This window comes from Chryseobacterium sp. GW823-FHT05E08 (genome assembly GCF_058795655.1).
Map to the genome: position 1 here is coordinate 370,187 of NZ_JBXAHY010000002.1, position 24,157 is coordinate 394,343.

A 24,157-nucleotide genomic window follows, 5' to 3' on the forward strand; every position below is an offset into this window, starting at 1 on the left:
TTCTGATCAAACGATTTATTCAAATAAAAACACAACGGAAAATTCGAAGAAAACCCTCTAAATCCTTTTTCTCCAAGTTCTAATAGCTCTTCTTCTGAAATAAATTTATATAATTCAATCATCTTTATATAGTCTTTCATTTAACTTTTCACACAGCTTTTCAATATCCTCCTTCCTCACTAACTCAGAAATCCATTCTTCAGGAATATTTTCAAAACCATAATAAATTCCTGCAATTCCCCCTGTGATAGCTCCAGTTGTATCAGTATCTTCTCCTAAATTGACTGCTTTTAAAACAGCTTCAGAATAACTTTCTGAGTTTAGAAAACACCATAAAGATGCTTCTAAACTGTGAAGAACGTAGCCGCTGCTTTTAATTTCATCTTCATTGTATTTAGATATATCACTCTTTAAAATCCGTTCAAAAAGTTTGATTTCATTTGGGTTAAAACCTTGAATTTCTGCATATTCCAAAACTGTTTTCTGAACATGATGATATGCTTCTTTTTTATCTTTTCCTTTAATCAATTCAATGGCAAAAATCACATAGATAAAACATGCAAAAACAGAACGGAAATGTCCGTGAGTAATTGATGAAACTTCTTTTATAGTTTGATATAGCTTTTCAAGATTTTCTTCATCTTTAAGATAAAAAGCTAAGGGAAGGATTCTCATTAAAGAACCATTCCCGTTATCTTCTTCAAAAATATTTCCTGAAAATTTAGCACTTTCACCCTTAATTAATCTTGCAATGGAATGTCTTGTTGTTCCGCCAATATCGAAAAGTCTTCCGTGAGCAGTCCAATGTCCGTATTTATTCCATTTTACAAAGTTTTCTCCGATTTTTTCTAAATCATAGCCTTTTGTCAATACTTCTGTAAGACATAAAGTTAGAGAACTGTCGTCACTCCAGGTTCCTTTGGGTTGATTCCATGACATATATTCCAAATATCCTGTAACAGGTGACTTTTTTAGATCTTCTCTCTTCTTAAATTCCACAGGAACGCCCAACGCATCGCCAATACAAACTCCGAAAATTCCGGCTTTTACAATATTTTCCATTAGGCCAGATTTACAAGCTTATCAAATAACAATTTCATTCCCTTTGTTGCAGGTTCTTTCATCACAACAGCTCTTTGTCCATATCCGAAACCAGTTTCGTTGGGATTGATCACAATCAAGAGACAATCATCTTTGATGTCGTGAATCAATCCTGCTGCAGGATAAACCTGTAAAGAGGTTCCGATTACCAAGAAAATATCTGCTTCTTTTGCTTTTTTCGTCGCTTCTTTCATCAAGGGAACATCTTCCCCGAACCAAACGATAAAAGGTCTTAATTGTGCTCCATCTTCTGCTTTGTCGCCAATTTTGATGTCTTCTTTTTGTTCGTAGATCAAATTTTTGTTGTTGCACGAACAAGATTTTAACAATTCTCCATGAATGTGAAGAATATTTGTTGATCCCGCTCTTTCGTGTAGATCGTCGATATTTTGAGTGATAATTTGAACATCAAAATATTTTTCAAGATCTGCTATTAATTTGTGTGCGTCGTTAGGCTCAACTTCATGGATCTGACGACGTCTTTGATTGTAAAATTCCAGAACCAATTCTTTGTCTTTTCTCCATCCTTCCGGACTTGCTACATCCGTTATACTATAATTTTCCCAAAGACCATCTCCGTCTCTGAATGTTTTTATTCCGCTTTCGGCGCTGATTCCGGCACCGCTTAATATGGTTAGTTTTTTCATTTGTTTAAAATTTTATCTTTCAAAATTTGAAAGGCAAGTATTATTAGCAAAATAATAGTTATTGGTATCGAAATTATATATAATGGAATGTTTTTTAAATGTTGTTTTATTGTTATCCCATATTTTTTATCTGTTTCTTCATTGATGAACTTAATGAAATTGTTTTCCTTAGCTTTTGTTATTCTCTTTTCAAAAGCATTCCATAGATCATTTATACAAACTTCTTCAAAAATATAAAGTGTGGGATTCCATTTATTTTCAGAAAGGTTAAAAAAATAATAGGTTTCAAAATTTGATTTAAAATATTCATCATACCCTTCATATTTATTTATACATAAAATATTTTCACTAGGTAATAAACTAAGTTTATCAAGCTCTAATCTTAGTTCATTTTGAATTTTTCGTAATTTATTTGCGTTTGTTTCAACCTGAAAAACATTTGAGCTTTTTCCAGAGTTTTGAAGGTAAGAAATATAAACTTTCGGAAATCTCAGATTCATTTCCTTTTGAAGAAGATTTATTTCTTCAATTGTCAATCCTGCATTTTGATTTGTAGGATCATCTATAAATCTGAAATTATATTTTTCCATTACTCTAAAAGTTTTTTATAAATCTCTCCATTTTCATCTCCAAAACAGACAAAAATTACTTTTTCAATGTTTTTTGACTGAAATTTTTTCACCTCATCAACTGCAATTTTTGCTGCCAATTCTTTTGGAAAGCCATACACTCCTGTACTGATTCCCGGAAAAGAAATAGTTTTCACCTCTAAACTTTCTGCCAATTTCAAAGAATTTTTATAGCAATTTGCCAGTAATTCTGAGCTTTCTTTTTCATTATCATTCCAAACCGGACCTACGGTGTGAATGACATATTTTGCGGGAAGATTTCCGGCTGTCGTTACAACCGCTTCTCCGGTTTTGCATTTTCCTTGTCTATTTCTAATCTTTCTACATTCTTCCAAAATCGCATCTCCGCCTGCACGGTGAATTGCTCCGTCAACTCCCCCTCCGCCAAGTAAGGATGAATTGGCTGCGTTGACGATTGCATCTGCTTTGATTCTTGTGATGTCACCTAATGTTACTTCAATTTTCATGGTATTTAGTTTTAAATGGTTGTTCTACATTTTTTGTCCAATCCGGAATTGAATTTTCTTCGCAACATAAAATACTTATTCCGCCAGCCATTGCACAAGTTGTATCTCTGTCTCCTAATGCTAAAACGGTATTCCAAAGACATTCTTCAAAGTTGTTTCTGTATCTCGAAAGCATCCAGATTACAAGCGGAACAGTGTCTTGGGCAGTCATTTTGATTCCGTTCCCTAATGTTTTGACTAATAATTCAATACTTGGATTTCCATCTAAATATAAGGTTTTGTTCAATTTGCTTTTCATATCAGAATCATTTAATTCATTCTGAATTTTTTGAATAAAACTCTGTTGATCAAATCTTACAATTCCTAAATTTTCCTGAACAGCAAATGCTGCAGCCAAAGCAATTGCTTTTGTTCCCTCTATTGCTTCTTTATTGGCATGAGTGACTTCACAGGAAAGTTCTGCATTAAGTTTAAGCTTATCTAAATTATCATAAAAATAAGCTCCAATTACCGAAGCTCTCATCGCACCGCCATTTCCCATTGAACCTTGTCCTTCAAATTTAGAGTAAGAAACTTCTTTCCAATTCTCTCCACTTTCTACCGCTCGAAAGTATTCATGCATTGATGGCCCATACCCTCTGTTGATATCTAAAAAATAGTTTTTTGTAAACTCTTCTGCCAGAAAATCCTGATTGATTTCTCCAAATTTTTCCAAAGACTTGAAAACAGTAATCAACATAATTGTATCATCAGTAAAATCAAGAGAAGTTTCAGGAAGAATTCTTTGATAAATATATGTTTTCATTAAGCTTTCTTCCCCGAAAAAACTTTCTCCAAAAGCATCACCAATGGAAACTCCTGTGAGGGATTTTGAAGCGAGTAAGAGTTTATCTTTCATTAGTTTAACCTTAATTTTTTATTTAAATCTTCATCATCAAAGAGCAATGGTTTTTCTTCAGGAATTATTAAGTTTTCCAAATCATCATTTATAACAAATTGATGTTGTTTTTTTACAAAATCTGAAATATCTTCAATCAGAATAATATCTTCTTTTGCGAAAGAATGGGTAAATCCATTTCTTAAACCAATTTGAATTGCTCTTCTTTCCAGCTTACCTCCAAAAGGATCATGATCTGGATCCCATTGCAATCTCACCGAAGATTCTTTTATCTGATTTTGCCATTCTTCTCTGGAAATTTCCAATCTGTCGTTGTAAGAAGAATAGACTGCATTTTCTAAATATCTTTTGAAAGCAGACATTTTTAAATGTATTGCCAAAACATACTCCTGTCCTTCTTTTGTTCCCCATCCATTTCGGTACATCATCCAAAGGAAGTTGGGTTTTATCCAAGTCATTCTGTCTAAACTGAATTCACCATCAAAATATTGATGTTTAACTGCAAATTCACCAATATTTCTTTTATAAGACTGATATACGATAATTTTTTCATCGTCATATTGTGCCATGATGTGATAGCCTTTTTGTGGCCAATCTTGTAGTTGTTCTTTATATTTTTTTAATTTAAGTTTCATTATATTTCCTCAAATGGCTTTATCATTTCTTCTTTCTTCGTCAGAACTGCAAAAACCAATCTTTTAAATTTATTTTTATACTTTCCGTGAAGATGCTTTTTAAATAATTCTGCAATTTCTTTCGGATCATTTTTAAAAACACCACAGCCCCAAGCTCCTAAAATCAATGTTTCGTTTCCTTGATGTAAAGCTAAAGCCAGCATTTTATCCATTCTCATATCCATTGCTCCGAAAATTTCATGCGCTCTTTCTGGTTCCTGTCGCTTGACAACTCCTGCATTTACGGCGGGAGAAGTGATAAAATTACACAAAACAGGTTTTGGTAATAATTCTCCTTTATCTTTCCTAAAAACCGGAACTTTCGGACTGTAAATCATCATATCTGTGTAAAAACACGATTCCATTGCACGGTGAACGGTGTAATAATCCCAAGCCTGAAGTTGAGTTTCATACAAGGCAGAAGTTCTTGCCAGGCTTTCTTCCTGCGCTTCTGCTCCGTTGATAAAACCTCCACCCGGATTTTTTGCAGAGGCGAAATTCAGACACATGATTTTCTGCTGATCTTCTTCTTCGCTTAATTTTAAAATTGCTTTTAAAGAACTGCAATTCCAGACTTCAAATGTTGTTTCAAAATCTGTTTTCGGAAGTTCATTATTTACTATTTCCGAAAGCTCTTCTGATGAAAATAAAACGGTTTCTTTTTTAGAGATTTCCAGTTCGTTTTCTATACTTATTTTTTCGTTGTGTTCGTTTATATAATATTTCTTGGCTAAGATATCTAATGTATCTTTTGCCATTCCTTTATTTGTCATGGTAGTTTTTTTATATTTAATACCAGGCTTTCCAATTCAGCATTTTCAGAGTATTTAAATTGATCTCCTATAAATACTTTTATCACTTCAATATTTCCAACGATCGCCTGATTGAACGTTTCTAATTTTTCTGATGGAACCCATAATTCATTATGATTTCTGGCTCCGACATTTTGTGCAGGATATTTATTCGCTTCATCTTCCAACACTTCAAATTTGGTTACAAAGCCGAGATAGTTTCCTGCTTCATCTCTGGTATTCCATTTTTCTGCAATTTCGGAGGCATAATTTTCATCCAAAACAGGGTAGAAAATTGGTTGCCATTCTAATCTTGGCGGAAATTTTTTGAAATTGCTTTCGATAATTAAAACCATTTCCTTTTCTCCGACTGGTCTGTAAAGTGTTGTTGTTTTCATTTTGTGTTTAATCTTTATTTTTGAGTTTTGGCTAAAGCCGTTGAAATGTATTCATTATTAAAATGGGCTAAAGCCCATTCCTATTGATTTAATGATATATAAAATTATTTTCTTTTAAAATTAATCAATATTATTATCAATTAATTCTTCTAAAATCTTTTGAATACGGAGAATAAGATCCATAAACCTCATCAAAATTTACATTAAGATTTCCTATTTTAAATTCTTCATCAATTTGATCCAGACAAGTCACAACCAGATTTTTCTTATTGGCAAAAATATAAGCTTCGTCCAATTTCAGAGCATAATTTAATAAGTTATTATCCAAATTTCCAAAGCGAAGATCCTTTTGATATTCATTAAAAATACAGGTTTCTTCTTCATTATTTTTTAGTTTTATTTCATTTTCATTACTCATCCATCCGCTTCCGTGACGGGTCGAATAGCTTCTTGTCACATAAAACATTTCTATATTTTCTATGTTCAATAATTTACAAACTTCGTAAGCATTTTTTGAAGTTGTATTGGCAAATGTTACATTCGGGAAAACGCCATGATCCATATCTAATAAAACTCCCTGACTTCCTTCAAAAATAAGATTGTTAAATGAATTCAGATAAGAATAGCCTTCAATATTCCAATCAATTGTATCGATGGCTTCTAAAAAATCCTCTAATGCATTTTGAATTTCTCCTCCTTCTTCAAAACCATAATAATTGGCGATTCCTTTTAATTTTTCAATCAACATTGATCTTGGAGCGATCAAATCAATCGCAAATAATTTAAACGGACTTTCATTTCTCTTCATCGTTGCGCCGACACCTTTTCCGCAAGTTCCGTGTTCTAAATTTTTGATATTTTTTCTATTGCTTAAAACATCAAAAGGTGTTGTTACTTTTGCCAACGGGTGGATATGCAACTCAATATTTCCGTTTTTCTTTTTTAATTCTTCCTTTTCATTGAATAAAAAAGTCGGATGAATCGTGCAATGTTCCGTAAAATATGAAGGCAAACCACGCAGCGCACCACTTGCAAAACTTGAGTGAATATGCTTTTTATCATCAATCATCACGGTATGCGCCGCTTGTTGGCCGCCAGAAAACCTAATAACTACAGACTCAGGATTCTGCTGAGCCAGAAAATCTGTAGTGATTCCTTTTCCTTCATCACCAAAACCTAAGCCTATAACTATTTGTGCAGTTTTCATTTTTTAAAACATTTGAATATTATTAAATCCTCCTAAATCTACAAATCCTGAAGTTTCATTTTTAAATTTATTGCAAACAATTTCTTTGATCACATTCGGAACCTCTCTGTAGTCTTCTATCGATAAACAGTTTTGTCCCAACAGATCTTTCCACCCTTGATCTGCTCTAACCGCTTGATCTGAATGCAGAACACTGATATGAAATACTTCATATTTTTTTTGAGCTTCTTTCAATAATTCAGTATGCGTAAAGGTCTGTTGACCCGTTCCCATAATTTCTCTGATCGCAGAAGCCGGAAGTGTTTTCAAGCACGGTTCGTCACCTACTGTGAACAATAACCCTTTTTGATTTCTCTTTTCAAAAGCATCGGTTCTGGTGTGAAAAGCGGCAAAGTACCAAGCCAATAAATAACTTTCTCCGGCATTTCCTCCACCTCCTGATTCAATGTAAGTTCTTGTCAGCCACATATCCAATTCTTCGTCTCCTGATTCAAACTGACCAACTTGCAAAGGATAACCGTCACATTCATGATCTCCGATTCCTAAGAATAAAAGTGCGGGATCGGGAACTCCGCCCTGGATAATTCCCCCCATTAATTTTGGTAGCCCTTCTTTAATTAATTCATGAGGAATATGTCCCATACTTCCGGTTACATCCAATCCTAAAATAATAGGAACAGAATTCGGATGAACCGCAGAATCTCTTGATTCTCTGAAAGAAATACCATTAGGATTCATTGATTCGTGTGCCATTCTTTTTGCATTCTGAGTGAAAATTTCACTTGCAGATTTTGATGCATACCCTTCTTTTCTTGCTCTGTCATAACGAGCGCCCATGTCGTATCTTGTACTTCCCATAACTAAAATTTTTTACCAAATAAATATTCAAATCTTTTTGTTGAAACTTCCAGTTGAATATTTAAATTTCTGATTGTTAATGATAATTCTATGTCTTTCTGAACGAATGCTTCCGGCTGAAAATCGGCAAATGTCAAACTGTTTTTGTCTAACGGACTGATATCGATAAGACCTTCCTGTTCTCGCTCCAGTCTTTTGATTTTTAGTACAATGTCTTCAACTCGGCGTCTGTATATCAACTCTGAATCTTCCCCGATTGTTCTGGCTCGATCTTCTCTTATCTGATCATTGTTTCTTTGTAATGATTCGATAAATCTGGGTTTTAAGTCTTCTTCCATGTTTTTAAATTTTTATTTGTGTTAATATTACACTAATTAAAAACTGCATAGTTTTGCCTTAATTCTTTTACGAATTATTTTCTAGAGTACATTATATCAGTTCTCAAAACATACTTTAAACCGCTGATTAATGTATTTCCTTCATGTCTTAAAGGATGATGAAAAACCAATGCAGAACCTTTCTTCGGAGCAACTGTGAATAAATTTTCGAATTCTGTTTCTCCACCTTCAAAATCATCATTTAAATAGATCATAAATGTGTAAAAACTTTTCTCGTATTCATTTCTGATATAACTTCCATCACGATGCATTTTAAATCTTTGTCCTGGAGAATATTTATAAATTCTCAGCATTTCATTAAAATTCAATACTTTATAGTTGTCATGGATTTGAGGAAGAAATTCAACTGCTTTTTGAAAAAGATTTTCAGCTAAATCATTATCAAAAAGCATCAATCTGTCATTATTTCTGACTCCTTTACTCATCATTTGTCGACCTCCCATGTTGATTTTTGCTTCTTCAAAAACTTTGTCTTGCGTCAATTCAATGTAATGATCACATTCTTCATTTGTAAGAAAATTTTCAATCAAAAATATCTGTGGATGTAGTTCTATTTTTTTCATAATTAATATTTTGTGTCTAGTTATTGTGTTTCTACCCTATTAATTCGTCTCTTACTTCCATTAAAGCAAATCCCAGCAAATTTTCACCATTCCATTGAAGTGGATTTTGTGCTTTCGGATCTGTTTCCAGCATTCCGATTCCCCAAATTGTATCGTATGGACTTGCTTCAACCAAAATTTTATCATTTGTTGATAGAAGAAATTCTTTGAATTTTTGATTTTGTGAAAACTTTAAAAGATTTGCTCTTCTTACGATATCATATTTTTGTTCGTTCCAAAGTTTAGGATCAAAGTTTTTTACTTTTCTACCTAAATTTTTTGCCTGATTTGGAGAGTCTGATTTTAAAATTTTTTCTAAAATTTCATTATCATTAAATAATTTAGCTTTCCCGGCCATCATATAATGTTCGGCAGTTTTATACTCAATCCCATTTTCTTCGAATTGAAAAGGAAACCATTGACTGAAACAAGCTTTTGTAATCTCCTCTTTTACTGTATGCCCCCAAAAAAATAAGAATTCTATCCTTTCTTTTTTCTGAAATTTTTCTATTGTATTTTGTAGTGTGGATTTCATGATTGCGTTATTGTTACACAAATGTAAAACAATATGGTTTTATTAGCCAAATTTATTTGTGTTTATTTTACGCTAATTAATTTAATTAATTGATTTTCAGATATAAAAATTTATTTCATTTAAACATTAATGACACAAATACTTTTCACAAATGACACAAATGATTATTTTATATTTAAATTTTGGCTAAAGCCAATCGATTGTTTACTCATTAAAAAACGGGCTAAAGCCCGTTCCTATTGATGTATATAGTTTGTATTTTTTCTAAAAATATTTGTGTTAGTTTACATTAAAATATTTGTGAAAATTCGTGCAAAACATTTGAGCTATTTGTGTTTAGACCTTATTTAATTTCAAAATAAAATCCTTGTTTCTCAAGCTCTTTATACTTCTCCTGATTGAAAGTAAACAGTTTTCCGGGTCTGCCGCTGCCTTCTTTTTTAACGTTATTGGTTTCATTCAAAAGTCCGTAGCTCATGATTTTTTTGCGGAAATTTCTACGATCGATTTCTTGTCCAATAATGGTTTTGTATAGATTTTCAAGATCTGAAAAAGGAAATTCTTCATTAAGAAGATTAAAGCCAATCGGCTGAAATTGAATTTTTGTACGAAGTCTTTTTAATGCGATATCTATAATTTTATCGTGATCAAAAGCAAGCTTAGGAAGTTTATTGACGCTGAACCATTGTGCATCATCAGCGTCAGAATCTGCAAACAATTCATGATAAGAAGGGTTTACAAGCCCCAAATAAGCAATAGAAACCACTCTATTCCTAGGATCACGGCCAACATTGCCAAAAGTATAAAGTTGTTCCAGAAAATCGGGTTTTATGCCCGCTTCTTCGTGCAACTCTCTTTTTACTGCGTCATCCAGATTTTCATCATCCAAAACAAGACCTCCGGGAAGTGCCCAACCACCTTTGAAAGGTTCAATATTTCTTTTGATTAAAAGAAGTTGAAGATCTTTTTTGTCGAAATATCCGAAAATAACGGCATCAACGGCAACTTTTATATCCTGTAGTTTTTTTGGAGATTCCATAAATTAATTTGCGTTACGAATACACAAAGCTACAATTTAGAATCATCAATTTCAACATAAAAATAATAATTCTTTACACAAAAATTTTTATTAAATCTATAAACCATTTAAAATTAAACGATTATGAAAACTTATTATTTGTAGTTTTTGATAAAATAAAAGTGGATGTAAAAGATTCCGACAATACCAATTTTAGAGAAAAAAAAGGAAATAAAATTTGTCCGTAAATAATGAATAACCGCTTCAAATAAGGCGGTTTTTATTGAAATATGGTAAAATCACTGTAAACAAATAGTGATTCTACTTATTGATTTCCTTATAGTTATAATCAACTTTGGTGTATAAAAAGGAAGAAGCCGAAAACCTTACAAGAGTAGGCAAAAATCTAATACACCTAAACCATGAGTCACACTATTAAAGGAAATCTTTCTGCTTATTTATGCGGTAGAGATTGTTCAGAATACCTTAGTCAGGTAAAAGTACGCATTTACCTTCCCTTAGCGGATGTCAATATCGCAGCTGTTTCGTCTGCTGAGATTAAAGACACTTTTAGAGAGGTTACAGAAGAAGAAATTAAGTCTAAACAAGACAGGCTTCTTGCAGAAGCAGAAACAGATATGGAAGGGAATTTTTCTATTAAAATCGATGAAAGATATTCCCGTTCTGCATTAGAAATAGATTTTTATTGCGGATCAGTTCCGCGCCCTCCGTTTCCGCCTAAAAAGGGAAAAGAGAGACAGTTTCATATCACAACATTCGTTCCTCAATGGAAAACTTCAGAAAATCAGGAAAACTGGATCGCGAATTTCGCTTACATCATTCCAGATAAATGGTGGTGCTTAATTAAAGGACGCTATTTTGATGTTTGGACAATTTGCGGAGTATTAACAGACTGCAAAACAGGAAAACCTCTTGAAGGCGTTTCTGTAATCGCAATGGACGCCGATTTTATCACCGATGATGAATTGGGAAGAAATACTACAGACAGCAGCGGACATTTTAAAATTTATTATACTTCTGTTGAATTTAAGAAAACTTTTCTTTCTCCAATAATAAATATAGAAACAGATGTTGCCCTTCCGTTTGCGAGCGGTCCTGATGTTTATTTTCAATTGGAATACGGCGGACAACGGTTTGCTTTAGAAACAAAAGCCGACCGACGCAATAATGTAGGCTATTGCTTATGTGTAAAACTTTGCTCAAAAGAACTTATTCCTGTAGATTCTTCCGTTCCCCCTTCATTTACGCATTTTGGTCTTAATCAGCATATTCCGATTCAGGCTGGTATTAATTCTGCAACAGGAAAAACATTGGGAGGTTATGCTTTTTTCTCTTCAGTCAATCTTGTAGGAACAATCAGCAAAAAAATCAATGCGCAAGCGATGGAATATCTTTTTGAATATCAGGAAGTAGCAAATTCGGCAGATGCCTTAAATCCTGCAGGATGGAGCCCTGTCGTTCCCAATATGATTGATAAAACAGTAATCGGTTATTTATGGACATTTACAGGTGATCCTTCTAATCCGATTGCTTACGAACCTTATTTCATCAATGGAACAGGTACGGAAAAAACAGTTACTTTCAACGGAAACTGGATACAGGTGCCACAAGATTCTAATTTTGCCCCTCATGTAGATGCAGATATTGAAATTGAATACTGAAAAACTTACAGGAGTAACTTCAATAGATATGGCAATGCCAACCTCAGGAATAGGAAATGCGACGGTATCTGTGGCAAGACCTTATACCTCAAACAGATATTTTGCCATTCGTATGAGACAAAGACAAACAAATAATTCAGCTACAGAAGTTGTGGCAGGAACGTCTAAGCCTATTGCTGTTTATAATGTTTTATATCAAAATGTCAATAAATACGGAAGCTGGGCTCATACAACAGTTGATAATCAATATATCGCCTTGTCTGTAGATCTTGAAGAAATTATTTCCGGCAGCACTGGATGTAGTAAAATAACAACAGATCTGCACATAAAATATGGCGCAAGAAATGAAAATCTCGGCAGCGTAAGTCTTTCCATTGTAGGACCTCATAAACCCGGACAAAGCTTTGGATTTAATCCTGTTGCTCTTATGGCAGCACCAGAAACATTTGGGTCTACTCAACTGGTATTTACACCTCCTACTGATACAGTGGCAGATTTATTAGCCTGTGCTTATACCGTTTCTATTTCAGCGACAGCATTGCTTACTACAGGAGACAGTAATCTTGGTTCATACTATGATTTTGTATCCTTCTGTAAAGTTTAAAAAATAGTAATGATGGGTATTTTATCCTCTTATATTTCATAAAACCGAACATAGGATTGTGATTTACCCATCTCTTGCTTATAAAATAGTTTCAAACTAAAACAATAGGTAAAAGCCGAAAACCTTAAAAAGTAGGCACAAAAACTAATTTATACCATCATGAAAACATTATTAAAAGCCATTATAGTAATCATCATTATTATTGGCGGAGTTTTGATCATCGTTGTCGGGAAAAAACCAATCCCAGAACCGGAATGTATCGTTTGCGGCCCCAATCTCGTGAGAATTTTAGGAATTGCTGAAGTAATCCTCGGGCTCGGAGCATTAGTCATCCAGGGAAACTTGGTAGAGAAGCAGAGAAATTTCTGAAAATAAAAAGACCGATAAAAATTTATCGGTCTTTTTTATATTTAATCGTTTAATTTTAAAACTGCCATGAACGCTGATTGCGGTACTTCTACTCTACCAATCTGCTTCATTTTCTTTTTACCCTCTTTCTGTTTCTCAAGAAGTTTTCTCTTTCTGGAAATATCTCCTCCGTAACATTTTGCGGTAACGTCTTTTCTTAATGCTTTAATGGTTTCCCTTGCGATAACTTTCGCTCCCAATGCTGCCTGAACTGCAATATCAAACTGCTGTCTAGGAATCAGTTCACGAAGTTTTTCACACATCTTTTTACCGATGTAATATGCATTAGAATCGTGAATTAATGATGATAAGGCATCAACCATATCTCCATTAATCAAGATGTCCATTTTTACTAATTTAGAAGAACGCATTCCGATTGGTGAATAATCGAATGATGCATATCCTTTAGAAATTGATTTCAACCTGTCATAAAAGTCGAAAACAACCTCAGCCAAAGGCATATTGAATGTTAATTCTACTCTATCTGCCGTTAAATAACTCTGGTTTACAATTTCACCTCTTTTCTCGATACACAGCGTCATAACTGCACCTACGAAATCAGATTTAGTAATAATAGAAGCTTTTATATAAGGTTCTTCAACTCTATCTAAAAGATTGGGATCAATCATTTCAGATGGGTTATTGATCAAAATTGTAGTTTCAGGGTCTTTCTTTGAATATCCGTGATATGATACGTTGGGTACCGTGGTAATAACGTTCATATTAAACTCTCTTTCAAGACGTTCCTGAACGATTTCCATGTGAAGCATTCCTAAGAATCCGCAACGGAAACCGAAACCAAGTGCCGCTGAACTTTCCGGTTCGAAAACCAAAGAAGCATCATTTAGTCTTAATTTTTCAAGTGAAAATCTTAATTCTTCAAAATCTTCAGATTCGATAGGATAAATACCCGCAAAAACCATTGGTTTTACTTCTTCAAAACCATCAATTGCAGCCGCAGCAGGGTTTACGAAAGAGGTAATTGTATCTCCTACTTTTACTTCTCTTGCATCTTTAATCCCGGAAATAATGTAACCTACATCACCACAACTAATTGTTTTCTTTGGAACCTGCTTTAATTTTAAAGTACCTACTTCATCTGCTCCATATTCTTTTCCTGTTGCGAAAAATTTGATTTTTTCGTTTTTAGAAATACTTCCGTTCACCACTTTGAAATATGCTTCAATTCCTCTGAAAGGATTGTAAACAGAGTCAAAGATCAATGCCTGAAGTGGTGCATTGGGATCTCCAACCGGAGCCGGAATTCTATTCACAATCTGCTCTAGCAAATCGTGAACTCCCTCTCCTGTTTTTCCTGAAACTCTAAGAACGTCTTCATATTTACATCCTAGAAGTCCCATAATCTCGTCGGTAACTTCTTCAGGATTTGCAGACGGAAGATCTATTTTATTAAGAATTGGAATGATTTCAAGATCATTTTCTAATGCCAAATAAAGATTGCTAATTGTTTGTGCCTGAATGCTTTGCGCAGCATCAACAATAAGAAGCGCACCTTCACAGGCTGCAATAGAACGAGAAACTTCGTAAGAGAAATCTACGTGTCCCGGTGTATCAATTAGATTTAAAATATATTTTTCTCCTTTATATTCATAATCCATTTGGATGGCGTGAGACTTAATCGTGATCCCACGTTCTTTCTCCAAATCCATATCATCCAGTGTCTGAGACTGCAACTCTCTCTGAGTAACAGTATTGGTATATTCCAATAGCCTATCCGCCAAAGTACTTTTACCGTGGTCAATATGAGCGATTATGCAAAAATTTCGTATGTTTTTCATTTAAGAACCTTGTAATTTGCAAAGATAAAAAAAAGGAGAGATAAATTACATCTATTGGTTTTAATCGTTCTATTTAATTTTTTCCTATTCTTCATCAAAAATATAATTTCCTGTAAACGGATCTAAATACACTTCCAATTTTTCTTTTTTCTGCTCCCTTTTATTTTTTGAAATAGTATCTAATGCTCCAATTGTAGCTCCAACTAATCCAAAAGCTCCATACGCAGCATTCATTTGCTCCGGAAATAATGAACCCCTGTTTGAAAGAATATAAAATCCTCTCTTATCCTTAGAAATTTCTGTAAAACCTATTGGTGTATTTTTATATGCTTTTCCATTTAAAACATAAACATATATACTTCTTAACGGAATTCTATCTTTTCCATTCACAGCCCTTGTCACATTACCTTTTTCATTTATTTCAAGAGTAAATCCTTCTTCCGGTTTTTGGCTAAAAAAACTATAAAAATCTTTATAAACTCCTTCTTTGAAATCATTTCCTTTAAATAATTCAAAATTGTTTTTAATTACATTTTCATAATTTCTAAGTTCATTTTCAGAAATTGCCTGATTCCATTCTACAAATTTGTATGAACTTCTTAATAATTCTGTTAACCCTTCATTAATACGAGCTGATAAGTTTCTCGCCATGTATGGCGTTGTTTTTGAAGAAACTGTAAAAACAGTATCTTTTCTATAAATAAAATGATAACCGTCTGGCTTCTTTAAAAAAGTACTTGCTTTAAAATTGAGCTTTCCTTCAGAATATTTTTCTCCTGCTTCTTCAGAAACTTTAATATTTTCTAATAATAAAATAAGGTCATCTTTTCCTTTTAATTCATTTTTCTTATAAAACCATTTTTTGATATCTGTTACTGCATCATTTTCAAAACCAATCGTTACAAGCTCATTATGATACATTACTCCTCCTATTTGTTTTTCGGGTCTTTCATCAATTACATTAAAGCTTTTAAAAGAGGAACGAGGATCATCAACAGATCTATTCAAATTAATTATTTCTACTTTTTGAGCCCAAAACATTATTGGACAGATCATAAATAAGAATACTTTTTTCATCATTTTATATTTTCCGCAAAAGTAAGCATTAGTTTAAAATAAAAGACTCTCACAAAACGTAAGAGTCATTATTTTATTCATTCGAAAAATCATATTCTCCGGTTAAGGGATCAATATAAATCTCAAACATCTCTCCTTTTCTCTCCTTATTTTGCCTTAAACTTCGCTCAAAAATACCCACAAGTCCAATTGCAACACCGCCATACATTCCTCCGCCAGCGCCACCACCAACACTCATAAAAACAGCTGAATTTCGAACAGGTAAAATGTAACCTCTGTTACTGACGATGTAAAATCCTTTTTCATTTTTATTTAATTCTAAAAATCCTGAGTATGTTTTCTTATAAGCTTTTCCATTTTCTACATAAGCAAACATTTCATTCGCTGAGATTTTATCTTTTTTCCCGTTTTCTTCTTTTATTGCTCTTAAAACAGTCCCTTTTTCGTTTTTCTCAAGAACATAATTTCCAATTTCCGGAGTTTGATTTAAGAATGAAGCATTGCTTAGATAAACTCCATCCTTTAACTGTTCATTTTTATAAGCTTGAGAATTGCTTCTTACATATGATTCGTAATCTGCAAGATCATTCATCGTAACAGCGTTTACCACAGGTTTCATTGTATATGTTTTCTTCATAAACATTGCAATGATAACCGGGATATTCTTTACAACAACATCTGATATATTTTTATTCTTAAAGCTGTAAACGGTATCTTTTTTATATAAAAATCTGTAATTATCACCTTCTTTAAGGAAAGTTTGTGCCGAAAAATCAATATCCGCTTCTGTTTCTTTTCCTACCGTTTCTCCAAGTGTCGTTTTTAATCTTTTTAAAATTAAAACCATCTCATGCTTTCCCCCTTTATGGTTACTATCTATATACCATTGACTTAAAAAATTATTAATCGTTGTCGGAAAAACAATTTCTTTCATTTCCTTATTATCACCAAAAGGCATCTCCCCTATCTTTTTATCTTCTCTCTGATCGATTACTTCAAGAGATTTGTAAATATTTCCTTTTGGATTTGATAAATTTCCTCTCTCTTTAATGATTTCCTGAGCCTGCGAAAAGCTGAGAATAGAAACGAAAATAAATGTGAACTGTAAGATTTTTTTCATGTGATAAAAGATTTACTCAAAAATATGAATTTGGTTTAAAAATTAAACGACTCTCACAAAAAAAGATTTGTAAGAGTCGTCCAACATTAAAAAAATAAACTATTATGGTGATTGCCTTTGGCCTCCAGCATTATTGTTTCCGTGAGGTTTTCTTTCATTCATTTTATCTCTCATCATCCCCTCAGATTGAAACAGCTTCAAGACTTTCTGGCAAGGAATAACTTCCTGCATTTTATCTGCGTATTTTTTTCTATTATCTAATAATTTTTGTCCCACTTCAAAACTTTGCTGCAGTTTTGCTTTTGCTTCATCATCAGATAAAGTTTCCGGGTTAAAATTGGAATTAAACTGACTTTTTATCTGTTTCTGGTTGTCAAGATATTCATTATAAAGCTGTGTAAATTCTGCTTTATCACTTGCTTCAATATTAAGATTATCCATCACCATATTATTCCTGAACTTAGCAAGAAGAGCTTTTCTTTCTTCTGGAGAAAGATTATTTATTACCTCTTTTCTTTGTTTAGGGTCCATTTTTTTCCAGTCATAATCCGTTTTTTGGGCATTTAAGCCAAAACCATAAATAATAAAAAGTGTAAATAATATCTTTTTCATCTTTCTTTAATTATATAAATCCAAATAAACATCCTGAGTCGAATTGCTTGCTAATTCTGAGATTTCAGAGTTAGAAAACGAATCTAAATATTCATTCATTTGAGTTTCAGTTTTCTTAGAAACCGGCTTTACTGCTGTTGGTGTAGGAACTTCTTTCGTTTCTATATCCTGTGAAACCAAGCTTCTACTATTTTGATTTACAACTGTTTGATTGTTTTTTTCAACAGAAGTTAAATCTGATTTTAAAGTTTCATAAGCGATCTCGCTTTCCGACTTTGGTGCCTGAGTATCCGCAACATATTTTGCTCCGGAATTTCCAGCATCTTTTGCTGAATCATTACTTTGATTAAAAACAAAAGTAGCTCCAAAGATCAATGCTAACGATGCCGCTGCCGCATAAGCCCAATTCAGTTTAAAGATAGGTGCTTTTTTGGTAGCTTTTACATCATTCATTACTTTTTCCTGAATATTTTCAAACAAATTATCAGGAACCTTGTAAATGTTTTTACGTTCTAATTTTTCTATATCGAACTCTTTCATGTCTTTTGCGTCTCAAAAATTATTTCTCGTAATTTTCTTTTATATATTCTTCTATTTTCTGCTTGGCATAGTGATAATTTGTTTTTAAAGTCCCTACCGACATATCTACAATTTTAGATATCTCTTCGTAAGGCAAATCATCATAATACCGCATCATAAATACCAGTTTCTGCTTTTCGGGCAGGCTTTGTATAGCATTCTGTAACAATGTCTGTATCTCTTCTGCATCACTTGATACATTGTCTGCAACAAGATTCTGCATATAATATTCCGGATCTTCATCAGTCTTCTGCATCTTCTTTAATTTGTTTACCTGCTGTAATGCTTCGTTGGTCGCGATTCTGTACAGCCAGGTGTACAACTGACTATCATTTTTGAACTGATGAAAATTCTGATAAGCTTTAATGAATGTTTCCTGCAAGGTATCCTGCGCAAGGTCACCATCCACAATGATCCTTCTTATATGCCAATACAATCTACTTTGATAAGCATCCATCAACGCGCGAACTCCTTTCTCTCGAGTTCGTTGGTTTTGCATCAGCGTAATAATTTCCGCGTCCTTAATCTTCATAAGATGCTTTCATTGTTTTGGATTACAAAAATAATGGAAAGTTAAATTACTTATTCAATTTTTGATCCAAATATTGAAATAATATCAGATAGTTACGTTTTAAGCTTGAAGCAACGGGCAATAAGCAGATTTATAAAAACTTCCATCTTCGAGCTTCCAACTCCCTTTTTAAACTCATCTTAAAATATTATCTTTGTTTTATGCAAATTGTAATTATTGGTTCCGGAAATGTAGCCTATCATCTGGCAAAAGCTTTTGTTCTGAATAACATTCCATTAGCTCAGATTTTTGGAAGGAACGAAAAAGATTTAAATGAAATTTCTGTAGAATTAAATATTCCCTACTCTACAGAAAAACTGGAAGATGCAGATCTGTATATTATTTGTGTAAGTGACAGTTCTGTAGAAAATGTTTCTAAATTAATCACTAAAAATGATTGTTTAGTTGTACATACTTCTGGTTCTTTACCCAAAGAAATATTGGCAGGAGTGTACAGAAAATCAAGTTTTTATCCTTTACAGACTTTTTCTAAATCCAAAGAATTGGATTATGAAAAAATTCCTTTTTTCATAGAAACTGAAAATGAAGAAGACAAAAAAATTCTTTTTGAAATCGCCTCAAAAATTTCCAAAAATGTGATGGAAAGTACGCATGAAAAGAGAAAATATATTCATCTGACCGCAGTTTTTGCCTGCAATTTTGTGAATCATCTTTTTTCAAGAGCAAAGGAAATTTCAGATTCTCAGGAGATTCCGTTTGATTATTTTTTACCAATAATTGAAGAAACAGTTCAGAAAATCCATGAAATTGAACCTAAATCAGCACAAACCGGACCAGCTGTAAGAAATGATGCACGAATTTTGCAATTGCATGAACAATTATTGAAAGACGAAAGTCTGGAGATCTATAAAACAATGAATCATTCTATTAAAAAAATGTATGAGTTATAAAGAGAAATTAAAAGATATAAAAGCATTTGTATTTGATGTAGACGGAGTTTTCACAGACGGAAGCGTTTATTTGATGCCAGGAGGAAATATGTCGAGAGTAATGAATGTTTTGGATGGTTATGCAGTCGTTAAAGCCTTAAAAAACAATTATTTAATAGGAGTAATTACTGGCGGAAATGATGAAATGGTAAAACACAGAATCAATTATCTTGGAATTCAGGATTATTATCCAAAATCTCACGACAAAATGATTGATTTTGAAGATTTTAAAGCAAAATATAATCTTAAAAACGAGGAAATTTTGACAATGGGAGACGATCTTCCGGATATTCATATGATGGAAACATCTGCTATTGCAACCTGCCCGGAAAATGCTGTTCCTGAAGTGAAAGGAATTTCCGATTATATTTCACCAAAACAGGGTGGAAGCGGAGCAGTACGTGACGTCATTGAACAGGTCATGAAAGTTCAGGGAAATTGGCATGATGATAATACTCAATCTATTTAATTAATTGAAAATGAAGTTACTATTAGCATCACAATCTCCAAGGAGAAAAGAACTTTTATCAAGTTTAGGATTTGATTTTGAGGTTGTAAAAATAGATTGTGAAGAAATTTTACCCGAAAATATTGAAATAGGAGAGGCCGCAGCCTATTTGTCTGAATTAAAGGCAAATGCATTTAGAAACCTTATTAATGATGAAGTTTTATTGACATCTGATACGGTTGTAGCAATTGATAATCAAATTCTTGGAAAGCCGAAAGACGAAGCTGATGCAAAAAAAATGCTGCAGCAGTTATCAGGAACAACGCATCAGGTTTATACGGGAATTACCATTAAAACAATCGACAAAACAATTACAGAAACAGATGTTGCCGATGTAGAACTTGATGAAATTTCGGATGAAGAAATAGATTTTTACATTAAAAATTACAAACCTTTCGATAAAGCAGGAAGCTACGGCATCCAGGAATGGCTTGGAATGGCGAAAATTAAAAAATTATCAGGCAGCTATTATACCATTATGGGACTTCCTACTCATTTGGTTTACAAAATTTTGAAAGAAATATAAATATTTTCAATATAAAATTTTATTATTTTTACAAAATCATCAATCTTTTGATAATAAAAAGTAAATTGGCTAGTTATATTGAATAATGAAAAAGAACATTTTATTCCTTTTAGTGGCTTGCATCGTTCTCTCTTGCGGATCAAAACCCAAAAGACCCGATCAGCGATCGAAGTTCATGAAAGGGTTTTCCACATATTACAATACACTATTTAATGCTAAAGACGCGTTAAACAGTGAATTTACGAGTAGAGATAAGGCTCATAAAGATAATTTTTATGCTCCGTACATTCCCATTCTTACCTACGAAGATCAACCTTTGGGAAGTGATCTTGGGCAATCTTCTGCTTTCGCCGAAAATACAATGAAAATTGCGGAAGTAAATAATTCTCCCAGTAGAAATGGAGCAGGAAGAGCGCCGGGAGCGCCTCCAGGTGCACCTCCGGGCATGCCGGGCGGACTTAATGGTGGTAATCCAAACAGTCAGCTAGAACAAAGCGGCCAACCTGAAAATAAAGGAGCAACTGTTTTGGAAATTGCCGAAGCAAAAGCTTTAAAAGCGATCAACAAATATTCTGTGATCAAAAACGGGGAAGAAAAAAATAAGAAAATCTTTGATGCTTATATCATTCTTGCGCAATCAAGAATTTATCAGAACAAATCTGTAGAAGCTCTGGATGCCTTAAACTACGTTTTCACTCATATGAAGGATGACAAAAGGATTCCTTTAGCTAAAACCTATCAGGCTGCAGCTTATGCTCAATTAAAAGATTATCATAAAGCTCAGGAGATTTTCGCTCAATTGAAAACTGAAGACATTAGTAAAGATTATAAAAAAATATCAAGTATTTATTATGCTGAAGCTCTTTTAGATGCAGGAAAAAAAGAAGAAGCTGCCAAAGAACTTGATAATGCTTTTGAAGTGAATACCAACCGAAAACTGAAAAGTAGAATTGCTTTCCTGAGAGGTCAGGTCTTGGAAGGTTTAAATCAAAATGAAAAAGCGAGAGAAAGCTTCATGGCTGCCTACAAATACGCCAATGATTTTGAATTTGAGGTTAAATCTCAGATAGAAATCGCCAAAACTTTTAACGGAAAAGGTGATTATGAAGGTGCCAGAAAATATTTAGAAAATATCAGTGAAAAAGGAACTTACGGATCCAGAAAGAATGAATTTTATTACGCTTTAGGCTTAATGGCCAACAAAGCAGGTAAAAAGAAGGAAGCTCAGGATCTTTTCAAGAAATCTTTAAAGGAAAAGGTTTCAGATCAGCAGGTTCGAGGCTTGGCTTACTATGAAATAGGAAAGGATTATCTTGATAAAAATGATTACATCGGAGCCGGAAGTTATTATGATTCTGCGCTTGTTGCAATGACTTATGAGCCTTCAAAAGTACTTTTAAAGGAACAGTCTATCAACATCAAGAAAATATCCAGAAACTATTATTTAATTAAGAAAAATGACAGTATTCTTACTTTAGCTAAGATGTCTGATGCTCAGAAAACAGATTTTTTCTCTAAACATATTGCGAAATTAAAATTAAAAGAAGAAAAAGAAGAACTGGAAAGAAGACGTGCAGAAAGAGCCAAAGGCTTTGATACAGGAGATTACAGCGCTAATTCTATATTCGCCAACAGTTCCAATTCTTTTGAGGATTTTGGAACCAGTTCTAAAGGTTTCTATTTCAGTAATACCGGAACGGTTTCGAAAGGATCTTCAACATTTAAACAAGTTTGGGGAGACAGAGCTTTGGTAGATAACTGGCGTTATTCCAAGAAAATGTCAACGATTGATGATATGAAAAACGAGGCGTTGGGCGTTACTTCAGCACCTAATCCTAGGCGTTTTGAGCCATCTTTCTATATTGAACAGATTCCGACTGATGTAGCTAAATTAGATCAACTTAAAAAGGACAGAGATACCGCTTCTTTAGGTTTGGGAATTATGTATCAGAATTACTTTACCAATACACCTTTAGCTACAAAAACATTGTACGACCTTGTAGATGTAAAACCTGAGGAAAAAGTGATGTTACAGGCTTTATACGAGATTTTTAACATGAATTATGAGAAAAATCCTCAGATTGCAGAAAGAGCGAAATCAATTTTGTTAAAAGATTATCCTTACACTTCGTATGCAGAATTTGCCAGAAATCCTAAAAATAGTTCATTCGTAAAATCTTCCGAAGATGTTCAGAATGAATACAAAAAAGCCTATGCTTTATTTGAAGCCGAGAAATTTGCAGAAAGTAAAGCCGTCATAGATGCGGCAATCTTACAATATCCGAAAGATGCTTTAGTTCCTAAATTTTCTTTATTGAATGCATTTAATACCGGAAAATCCAGCGGAAAAGAGGTAATGATTCTACAATTGGAGCAAATTGCTTTAAATTATGGTAAAACTCCTGAAGGAATCAAGGCTAAAGAAATGCTTAATTATCTGAAAAGTGATCTTTCTTTTCAGGAAACTGATAACAAAGGAAATACCCTTCAAAAACCGGGATCTGTGCCTGTACAGCCAAATTCTCAGACATTTAATAATGATCCGGGATCAGTAAATAATCAGAATAATGGACAAGCTCAAAAAGCTACACCAACGCAACCTTCTCCGGTTTCCAATTCTGCCGCGGTGCTTTTAGATGAAAGCGCTCCGCCGCCAACTCAACCCGGCAATACACCGGGCCAGAAACCAAAAACGCAAGCTCCGGCAAAACCAAAATAAAATAAAAAAGCGAAGATTACTCTTCGCTTTTTTTATGTCGTTATTTATTATTTAATTAAATAGAATCTGGTGATTTCTTTTTCTTTACTCCATGGAAATCCTTCAAATAAAATGGCTCGAAATAAGCAATATCTTCAAACTCTTTATTCTCAATTCTTTCTAAGGTTTTCTTTACTAAATACTGTGCAGAAGGATAGATGGTCTCGTTAAAATCAGCATTTGGAAGCTGTATAATTTCCTGTGCTTTTTTTGCTCCATCTCCTACAAAAAGTACTTTTTTATCCTTAAATTCTTCAAAAGAAGTTTCATCCAAAACTTTTGCTTCGGTTGGCGAGAGTACTTTTCCGGTTTTACCGTCATAAACAGCCGTATAAACCTCCATTCTCCTTGCGTCGATCAATGGAATGATATACTCATAGTTTTGGTTTAAAAAAGGCTCTATCATCGTCTCAAGAGAATTGATAGCGACCAATGGTATTTTCAAACCATAACAAAATCCTTTTGCTGATGAAGCACCAATTCTTAATCCAGTATAAGAACCCGGGCCTTTTCCTAAAGAAATCGCCTGGATTTCTTTCATGGAAATTCCGGCTCCTTCTAAAGCCCATTCTACAAAAGTGTGCAGACTTTCCGACTGCTTATAATTATCTGAAACTTCTTCGCAAACGCTCAATAGCTTATCATTGTCTGAAATCGCTACAGAACAGTTTTTGGAAGAGGTTTCTAGGTATAGAATTTTCATTTTACAAATTTAAGAATGTATAGTGATAAAATCGTGC

The 24,157-nt window shown here is 33.4% G+C and carries 28 protein-coding genes; 7 read left to right on the plus strand and 21 right to left on the minus strand.

Going from position 1 to position 24,157, the window contains the following annotated elements:
• Positions 1-114: 114 nt before the first annotated feature.
• The 14 genes from AC1Q7L_RS07610 to AC1Q7L_RS07675 all read right to left on the minus strand — a co-directional run bounded on the left by AC1Q7L_RS07610 (position 115) and on the right by AC1Q7L_RS07675 (position 10,244).
• Positions 115-1,062, minus strand: coding sequence for an ADP-ribosylglycohydrolase family protein (locus AC1Q7L_RS07610; protein ID WP_492304939.1), 948 nt, complete (start codon positions 1,060-1,062; stop codon positions 115-117).
• Complete coding sequence (locus AC1Q7L_RS07615; RefSeq protein ID WP_492304940.1) at positions 1,062-1,748, minus strand: SIR2 family NAD-dependent protein deacylase; 687 nt, start codon at positions 1,746-1,748, stop codon at positions 1,062-1,064. The genes AC1Q7L_RS07610 and AC1Q7L_RS07615 overlap by 1 nt, the downstream gene beginning before the upstream one ends.
• Complete coding sequence (locus tag AC1Q7L_RS07620) at positions 1,745-2,338, minus strand: hypothetical protein (protein WP_492304941.1); 594 nt, start codon at positions 2,336-2,338, stop codon at positions 1,745-1,747. The genes AC1Q7L_RS07615 and AC1Q7L_RS07620 overlap by 4 nt, the downstream gene beginning before the upstream one ends.
• Positions 2,338-2,844, minus strand: a complete 507-nt coding sequence (locus AC1Q7L_RS07625; protein ID WP_492304942.1) for an O-acetyl-ADP-ribose deacetylase — start codon at positions 2,842-2,844, stop codon at positions 2,338-2,340. The genes AC1Q7L_RS07620 and AC1Q7L_RS07625 overlap by 1 nt, the downstream gene beginning before the upstream one ends.
• The gene (locus AC1Q7L_RS07630) at positions 2,834-3,742 is read right to left on the minus strand and encodes an ADP-ribosylglycohydrolase family protein (RefSeq protein ID WP_492304943.1); all 909 of its coding nucleotides are present in this window, start codon (positions 3,740-3,742) and stop codon (positions 2,834-2,836) included. The genes AC1Q7L_RS07625 and AC1Q7L_RS07630 overlap by 11 nt, the downstream gene beginning before the upstream one ends.
• The gene (locus AC1Q7L_RS07635) at positions 3,742-4,377 is read right to left on the minus strand and encodes a DUF4291 domain-containing protein (RefSeq protein ID WP_492304944.1); all 636 of its coding nucleotides are present in this window, start codon (positions 4,375-4,377) and stop codon (positions 3,742-3,744) included. Before AC1Q7L_RS07635 ends, AC1Q7L_RS07630 begins: the two co-directional genes overlap by 1 nt.
• Complete coding sequence (locus AC1Q7L_RS07640) at positions 4,377-5,189, minus strand: TIGR02452 family protein (protein WP_492304945.1); 813 nt, start codon at positions 5,187-5,189, stop codon at positions 4,377-4,379. The genes AC1Q7L_RS07635 and AC1Q7L_RS07640 overlap by 1 nt, the downstream gene beginning before the upstream one ends.
• Entirely contained in the window at positions 5,186-5,605 is a 420-nt protein-coding gene (locus AC1Q7L_RS07645; RefSeq protein ID WP_492304946.1) for an ADP-ribosylation/crystallin J1, read from the minus strand. The genes AC1Q7L_RS07640 and AC1Q7L_RS07645 overlap by 4 nt, the downstream gene beginning before the upstream one ends.
• 136 nt (positions 5,606-5,741) lie before the next feature.
• Positions 5,742-6,812: an adenylosuccinate synthetase gene (locus AC1Q7L_RS07650; protein WP_492304947.1), complete on the minus strand. Its 1,071-nt coding sequence runs from the start codon at positions 6,810-6,812 to the stop codon at positions 5,742-5,744.
• A 3-nt stretch (positions 6,813-6,815) separates the two neighbouring features.
• On the minus strand, positions 6,816-7,670 hold the full coding sequence (locus AC1Q7L_RS07655; RefSeq protein WP_492304948.1) for a hypothetical protein: 855 nt from the start codon (positions 7,668-7,670) through the stop codon (positions 6,816-6,818).
• Between the two features lie 2 nt (positions 7,671-7,672).
• Positions 7,673-8,008, minus strand: a complete 336-nt coding sequence (locus AC1Q7L_RS07660) for a hypothetical protein (protein ID WP_492304949.1) — start codon at positions 8,006-8,008, stop codon at positions 7,673-7,675.
• 74 nt (positions 8,009-8,082) lie between these two features.
• Complete coding sequence (locus AC1Q7L_RS07665) at positions 8,083-8,631, minus strand: 2OG-Fe(II) oxygenase (RefSeq protein ID WP_492304950.1); 549 nt, start codon at positions 8,629-8,631, stop codon at positions 8,083-8,085.
• Positions 8,632-8,662: 31 nt separating this feature from the next.
• The gene (ybiA, locus tag AC1Q7L_RS07670; RefSeq protein WP_492304951.1) at positions 8,663-9,205 is read right to left on the minus strand and encodes a riboflavin biosynthesis intermediates N-glycosidase; all 543 of its coding nucleotides are present in this window, start codon (positions 9,203-9,205) and stop codon (positions 8,663-8,665) included.
• A 343-nt stretch (positions 9,206-9,548) separates the two neighbouring features.
• Positions 9,549-10,244 (minus strand): NUDIX hydrolase, encoded by a 696-nt coding sequence (locus AC1Q7L_RS07675; RefSeq protein ID WP_492304952.1) that lies wholly within the window; start codon positions 10,242-10,244, stop codon positions 9,549-9,551.
• A gap of 401 nt (positions 10,245-10,645) precedes the next feature.
• Between AC1Q7L_RS07675 and AC1Q7L_RS07680 the strand changes: the two genes are divergently transcribed.
• From AC1Q7L_RS07680 to AC1Q7L_RS07690, 3 genes are all read left to right on the plus strand, one after another.
• Positions 10,646-11,905: a transthyretin-like family protein gene (locus AC1Q7L_RS07680; RefSeq protein ID WP_492304953.1), complete on the plus strand. Its 1,260-nt coding sequence runs from the start codon at positions 10,646-10,648 to the stop codon at positions 11,903-11,905.
• Entirely contained in the window at positions 11,895-12,509 is a 615-nt protein-coding gene (locus AC1Q7L_RS07685; RefSeq protein ID WP_492304954.1) for a hypothetical protein, read from the plus strand. The genes AC1Q7L_RS07680 and AC1Q7L_RS07685 overlap by 11 nt, the downstream gene beginning before the upstream one ends.
• A 159-nt stretch (positions 12,510-12,668) precedes the next feature.
• Entirely contained in the window at positions 12,669-12,878 is a 210-nt protein-coding gene (locus AC1Q7L_RS07690; protein ID WP_492304955.1) for a hypothetical protein, read from the plus strand.
• 41 nt (positions 12,879-12,919) lie between these two features.
• Here the strand turns inward: AC1Q7L_RS07690 and lepA are convergent, their stop codons facing one another.
• From lepA to AC1Q7L_RS07720, 6 genes are all read right to left on the minus strand, one after another.
• Positions 12,920-14,716 carry a translation elongation factor 4 gene (lepA, locus tag AC1Q7L_RS07695; RefSeq protein WP_410691807.1) on the minus strand — a complete coding sequence of 599 codons (1,797 nt, stop codon included), beginning with the start codon at positions 14,714-14,716 and terminating at the stop codon, positions 12,920-12,922.
• Between the two features lie 84 nt (positions 14,717-14,800).
• Positions 14,801-15,793, minus strand: coding sequence for a hypothetical protein (locus tag AC1Q7L_RS07700; protein WP_492304956.1), 993 nt, complete (start codon positions 15,791-15,793; stop codon positions 14,801-14,803).
• A 73-nt stretch (positions 15,794-15,866) separates the two neighbouring features.
• Positions 15,867-16,913 carry a hypothetical protein gene (locus AC1Q7L_RS07705; RefSeq protein ID WP_492304957.1) on the minus strand — a complete coding sequence of 349 codons (1,047 nt, stop codon included), beginning with the start codon at positions 16,911-16,913 and terminating at the stop codon, positions 15,867-15,869.
• 102 nt (positions 16,914-17,015) lie between these two features.
• Positions 17,016-17,525, minus strand: coding sequence for a hypothetical protein (locus AC1Q7L_RS07710; RefSeq protein WP_410691804.1), 510 nt, complete (start codon positions 17,523-17,525; stop codon positions 17,016-17,018).
• Positions 17,526-17,531: 6 nt separating this feature from the next.
• Positions 17,532-18,065, minus strand: coding sequence for a hypothetical protein (locus tag AC1Q7L_RS07715; RefSeq protein ID WP_410691803.1), 534 nt, complete (start codon positions 18,063-18,065; stop codon positions 17,532-17,534).
• A gap of 19 nt (positions 18,066-18,084) precedes the next feature.
• Positions 18,085-18,636: an RNA polymerase sigma factor gene (locus AC1Q7L_RS07720; RefSeq protein ID WP_492304958.1), complete on the minus strand. Its 552-nt coding sequence runs from the start codon at positions 18,634-18,636 to the stop codon at positions 18,085-18,087.
• A 200-nt stretch (positions 18,637-18,836) separates the two neighbouring features.
• On the opposite strand from AC1Q7L_RS07720, the gene AC1Q7L_RS07725 reads away from it, so the two are divergent.
• The 4 genes from AC1Q7L_RS07725 to porW all read left to right on the plus strand — a co-directional run bounded on the left by AC1Q7L_RS07725 (position 18,837) and on the right by porW (position 23,378).
• Positions 18,837-19,586 (plus strand): Rossmann-like and DUF2520 domain-containing protein, encoded by a 750-nt coding sequence (locus AC1Q7L_RS07725; RefSeq protein ID WP_492304959.1) that lies wholly within the window; start codon positions 18,837-18,839, stop codon positions 19,584-19,586.
• Positions 19,576-20,094: a KdsC family phosphatase gene (locus tag AC1Q7L_RS07730; RefSeq protein WP_492304960.1), complete on the plus strand. Its 519-nt coding sequence runs from the start codon at positions 19,576-19,578 to the stop codon at positions 20,092-20,094. Before AC1Q7L_RS07725 ends, AC1Q7L_RS07730 begins: the two co-directional genes overlap by 11 nt.
• 10 nt (positions 20,095-20,104) lie before the next feature.
• Positions 20,105-20,659: a Maf family protein gene (locus tag AC1Q7L_RS07735; RefSeq protein ID WP_492304961.1), complete on the plus strand. Its 555-nt coding sequence runs from the start codon at positions 20,105-20,107 to the stop codon at positions 20,657-20,659.
• A gap of 85 nt (positions 20,660-20,744) precedes the next feature.
• A complete protein-coding gene (gene porW, locus AC1Q7L_RS07740) occupies positions 20,745-23,378 on the plus strand; it encodes a type IX secretion system periplasmic lipoprotein PorW/SprE (protein ID WP_492304962.1) in 2,634 nt (877 codons plus the stop codon).
• 55 nt (positions 23,379-23,433) lie between these two features.
• Here porW and tsaB read toward each other — a convergent pair whose 3' ends face one another.
• Positions 23,434-24,120 (minus strand): tRNA (adenosine(37)-N6)-threonylcarbamoyltransferase complex dimerization subunit type 1 TsaB, encoded by a 687-nt coding sequence (gene tsaB / locus AC1Q7L_RS07745; protein ID WP_492304963.1) that lies wholly within the window; start codon positions 24,118-24,120, stop codon positions 23,434-23,436.
• Positions 24,121-24,157: the final 37 nt, after the last annotated feature.